Source organism: Allobosea sp. P1_A7, assembly GCF_056406775.1.
Genome location: NZ_JBFTZN010000362.1, coordinates 1 through 4,792, shown reverse-complemented (window position 1 = coordinate 4,792; position 4,792 = coordinate 1). Strand labels below are relative to the sequence as shown.

Annotated in this window: 5 protein-coding genes; 2 read left to right on the top strand and 3 right to left on the bottom strand. The window is 65.8% G+C overall.

What is annotated here, in order from left to right; translation table 11 throughout:
• Nucleotides 1-124: 124 nt before the first annotated feature.
• Entirely contained in the window at nucleotides 125-856 is a 732-nt protein-coding gene (locus AC1D34_RS34115; RefSeq protein ID WP_441490380.1) for a DUF899 domain-containing protein, read from the bottom strand.
• 62 nt (nucleotides 857-918) lie between these two features.
• Between AC1D34_RS34115 and AC1D34_RS34110 the strand changes: the two genes are divergently transcribed.
• Nucleotides 919-1,389: a MarR family winged helix-turn-helix transcriptional regulator gene (locus AC1D34_RS34110; RefSeq protein ID WP_441490381.1), complete on the top strand. Its 471-nt coding sequence runs from the start codon at nucleotides 919-921 to the stop codon at nucleotides 1,387-1,389.
• 65 nt (nucleotides 1,390-1,454) lie between these two features.
• Entirely contained in the window at nucleotides 1,455-1,862 is a 408-nt protein-coding gene (locus AC1D34_RS34105) for a VOC family protein (protein WP_476826633.1), read from the top strand.
• A 556-nt stretch (nucleotides 1,863-2,418) separates the two neighbouring features.
• Here AC1D34_RS34105 and AC1D34_RS34100 read toward each other — a convergent pair.
• Nucleotides 2,419-2,892 carry a cysteine hydrolase family protein gene (locus tag AC1D34_RS34100; RefSeq protein ID WP_476826632.1) on the bottom strand — a complete coding sequence of 158 codons (474 nt, stop codon included), beginning with the start codon at nucleotides 2,890-2,892 and terminating at the stop codon, nucleotides 2,419-2,421.
• Nucleotides 2,893-3,080: 188 nt separating this feature from the next.
• Nucleotides 3,081-4,792: autotransporter family protein (locus tag AC1D34_RS34095; RefSeq protein WP_476826631.1), on the bottom strand; the 1,712-nt coding region annotated here is incomplete at its 5' end.

Sequence of the window (4,792 nt, the reverse complement as noted above, 5' to 3'; positions counted from 1 at the left end):
GGGCGGTGAAGAGAGCCCCGGGGGCCGTGCCCGAACCTGGATGGTTCAAGGCTGGCATGGACCCCGGTCCTGCGCTTCTCATCGGCCGGGTGACGCCCGGGTTCCGGGCGCACCAGGCCTTCAATCACGCGCAGCAGGCTGCGGCCATCGGCACCGTCTCGTACTCGTCGTGGCGCTTGACGAAACTCATGGTCGAGTCCTCATTGCGGCCCTTGGGGGCGCGGTCGAGGATCATCAGTGTGCCGATCAGCTCCTCCGGGCCCCGCGCATAGCTCGAATAGGTATGAAACACCTCGCCGGCTTCGTTGCGGATGAACGAGCTCAGTCCGGGCAGTTCGTCATGCGCATTGCCCACCGGCGTATCGGTGAAATTGTAGCGGACGCTCTCCCCCTTGAGCTGCTCGGGCGTGAACGAGACGTGGTAGTCGAAATTGAAGTCGCTGCCATGGGACGAGACCCAGGGGAAGCGCCAGCCCATGCGACGCTTATAGGCCTCGATCTTCTGCAGCGGCGCGCGCGAAACTGCGACCAATGTCACGTCGTGATTGTTCAGATGCGCCAGCGTGCCGTCGAGATGATCAGCCAGGAAGGAACAACCGGGGCAACCTGCCTCCCATTCCGGCCCGAACATGAAATGATAGATCATCAGCTGGCTGCGCCCGTCGAACAGCTCCGCCAGCCGCCGCCTCCCTGTCAGGGTGTCGAAGACATAGTTCTTCTCGACCCGGACCCAGGGCAAGGCGCTTCGCTCGGCATTCACCGCGTCGCGCAGACGCGTCTCTTCCTTCTCGCGGGCGAGCAGAACCTTGCGCGCGGCAAGCCAGTCCTCGCGTGAAACAACCGGGTGTTGCTGCATGGCCTTCCTCCTTCAGAAACGCCCCTCTTGACAAGATAAGTTGATATCAACATAAAAACTTCATGTCAAAGCCCATCCCCCTTTCCGCCGAGAACCGACTGCCCTTCGAGACCACATTGCATGTGCGGGACCATTGCCTGTGCCTGCATGTGCAGCGGGCAGCCAGGGCACTTGCGCGGCGCTTTGACGAGGCTTTGCGACCGTTTGAGCTGACGAACCAGCAATTCTCGCTGCTGATGTCGCTCAATCGCCCGCAACCACCGAGCCTCGGCCCGGTGGCAAACCTCCTTGCCATGGACCGCACCACCCTGACGGCGGCGCTCAAGCCGCTCGAGCGGCGCGGTCTCGTTTCGGTCGACAGCGATCCGGATGATCGGCGCAGCCGGCTGCTGACATTGCAGCCAGCCGGGCATGCATTGCTCCTCCTCGCCGTCCCGACCTGGGAGCGCATCCACCGCGAGGTCGACGCGCTCTTGCCCGGGACGGATCCTGACCGTTTCCGGCACGATCTCAGGGCACTGTCCCAGCCCTGACTGCTACCGCCTATGGCGGCGGCCGTTTCCCAACCCACACCACCAAAAACAAGCAAGGAACGACCATGCCCCAGATGATCTTCGTCAACCTGCCGGTGAAGGACCTGCAGAAGTCCATGGCCTTCTTCAAGGCGCTCGGTTTCAACTTCAACCCGCAATTCACCGATGACACMGCCGCCTGCATGGTGATCAGTGACACCATCTTCGCAATGCTGCTGACGCACGAGAAATTCGCAGGCTTTGCACCGCAGCCGATTGCCGACGCGACCAAGGTCACCGAGGTCCTGACCTGCCTGTCGCGCGAAAGCCGCGCCGATGTCGACACGATGGTCAATGCTGCGGTCGCCGCCGGCGGCAAGACCTATGCGAAACCGCAGGACCACGGCTTCATGTATGGCCACGGCTTCCAGGATCTCGACGGCCATGTCTGGGAGGTGATGTGGATGGATCCCGCGGCCCTGCAGCAAGGCTGAGCAGGCCGCCTGAAAAAAGGGCAGCGATACTGCCCTTTTCCTCTTGCAGTCGCGAGAGTGCCGCCCTATCTCCTGTGCACCGCAGCAGAGATGCTGTGGCGCCCTCCTTGGGCGTTTCCTCCCTAGACTTCGGGCTGCGCCTTTGGCGTGGCCCTTTTTTCTTGGGTGATGGCCGCCCAGCGCCCCCAGTCGGGACGACGCTGAGCCCAGCGCGACACACGTCATGCCGCCAGGCTCGCCGGCCTCGAGATGCCGACCGCTCCATGCGCGATCGAAGAGGAGGCGCCGCTATCTCCCCATCACGGCGCCTCCTCCCGCGGGCCGAGGCCTCGCCCGGGTATTCCCGGTACGAGTAACGACGCGCGCAGGGAGCATTCACTGCTTCGACCTGCACTCGAGGCCAGGCGATCGGTATCGCGTCAGATCACTCACGCGACGCGTCCTGAAAGCGAAACACCGAGCACACTCCGCATAGGGAGGCGGGCCGATCTGTTCGATGACGCGGGCATTAATGCTTCGTCATGCTACATCGAGCCGGATCGGAGCCAAGGCCGCGCTAACCCGCCAGAAGCTCATCAGGGCTCAGGATCACCGCACCGAAATGGTGGCGCCAGAGCCGGACACCCAATTCGCCGGAACGATCCAAGGAGGAGCCGACGGTCAACCAACTCAGGAGCGCCGGACTGAGCCCGGCATCAAAGAGGGCAAAGCCGGCGGCGAGGACGCAGGTGTCGGCCTGCAGGCCGCAGACCAGCACACGCTCCAGCTGCATGCCTTGGAGATGGTCGATCATCGYGGCCGGCGGCAGATAGCCGTGCTTGACGAAGACGCGATCGGCGGGAACCAGGCTCTCGTCCGACAGGCCGGGTTTCCAGCCCAACTGACGCTCGAAAGGCGTCACCGCCTCGTCATGCCTCTCGACCGTCGCGACTGAGGGCATACCGGCTACGACAGCCGCAATACCCTGGATCAGCCATTCCGGCGGCGAAAAGCTGGCTTGCACGTCCACGATCAGCAGGGCCTGGCGCATGCTGCGTTTAAGCGCGGGCAGCCTTCGGCTGCAACTCCGATGGCTGTCATTCGACCGAGCTCATGCACGCGGCCGGAATGCCCGCGCCTTAGCATCGGCCCGAAAAGTGGATTGGGGTTTTTCGGGGAAGCCGATGCAAAGACAAAGGGTTAGATCATCGGACTGGATACGATATCCGGTCCGATGATCTAGAAGCTGACCCTGACCTGGGCCTGGCCGCCGAGGCGGTTGGTGGAGCCGGAGAGTTCGCCGTCGAGCCGGGCGCCGAGCGTGACGGAGGGGCTGAGCCTGAGGTCGAGCCCGGCGGCGAGCAGCGCGCTGTTGCGGGCGGGCCTGGCCCCCTCGACCGCGAAGCCTGAGCCGGTCAGGCCGGCAATCGAGGCGGAGAGACCGGCGTCACGCTGGTAGTAATGCGCCCAGCTCGCCCGGAGATAGCCGGCGACTGGCAACCCGTTCAGGCTATTGGCATAATCGAGCTGCAGGCCAAGCTCGCTGCGCGAGGTGATGTCGTTGCGCCGGGCGAGCGCCAGCGCGCCGGCATTGGCCCCGGCCCAGTTCGCCTCGATCAGGCCCGGGCTGCGGGCCTGGATCGCCTGCAGCGCCGCCAGCGGCGAGAGCGTCAGGCCGTTCCATGACAGCACCGCGGCGCTCGCCTGCAGCCGGCCGCTCCAGGCGGTGGTGGCATAGGACGAGGACAATGCGCTGCCGAGCACCGGGATACTGCGCTTGATCTCGTTCTCGAGCCGGCCATAGCCGAAGGCAGCGGCAAGATTGACCGGCCCGAGCCGGGTCGTGCCGTAGAGGCCGGCCTGGAAGACATCGGCCTCGGCCTTGCCGAGACCGCCGGCGAGCGAGGACCGGGCGCTGCCGCCGGAGACCGCAAAGCCCGCAACCGTGCCGGGCATGATCCGAAAATCGGCGCCGACGGCGAGATGGGCATCGTCGAGATCGCGCTTGGCCGAGCCGACCCTGGTCGATCCGTCGGTGCGGCCGACCGAGCCGAAGGCTGCGCCCCAGACGGTGTATGGCGGCGGATCGAGGAAAGCCGGCGCGGTCGGTGCGTCGGCGCCCTTGCGGACGAGGCCGGAGAAGGAGGCTTCGCCGGGAGCAGCCCCCGCGCTGCCGCGGCCCGCCGCGAAGGGATCGAGCATCGCACGCAGGAACTGGTCGGCGGCCGAGACCGCCATTGCCGGCGCTGCGGTATGCGCCTCGCCCGAAAGCTGGTTCACCGCCCCGGGGATTGCTGCGGCCGGCAGGTTGTAGATGCCGAACAGCGCCGACGGATCGGCTCCGCCCGCCACCGCCCGATCGAGGCCTGCGGCAACCGAAAAGGCGTTCAAGAGCGATGCGACGAAGCCGGCCAGCGGCTTTGGCGCAAGGGTCAGCATCACGTCGTTTGCGGTATAGGCCAGGCTGGTGGCGATGCCGGCTCCGAAGGGGCCGGTCGAATCGAGCGTGCCAAAGCGCGTCCCGCCGAGCCCGCCTTGCGCCGAGAGCAGCGTATAGCGCGTCGTGAAGGAATAGGGGCCGCCAAGTGCCACCAACCTGAGCGTCCCTGCGAGGCTCGCGGTGCCCGTGACATTGACCCGGTCTGCGACCGCGCCCTGGATCTCGGCCTCATAGACCGAGCCCGCGCCCATTGTCAGGGTGCCGTTGACCGTCAGCGTTCCCGGCGAATTGCCCGGCGCCAGCGTGCCGTTCACCACCGTCGAGGGCAACTGACCGGACCCGCCGAGCCGCGCACCCGCCGCAACGGTCAGCCCCGAAGAGGCCGCTAGCGATCCGTTCACGATCAACGAACCGCCGTTCACCGTCGTCGTCCCACGGAAGGTGTTTATGCCGCTCAGGGTCGTGGTCCCGCTTTCATGCAGGATCGCTCCAGTGCCGGTAATCGTTGCGC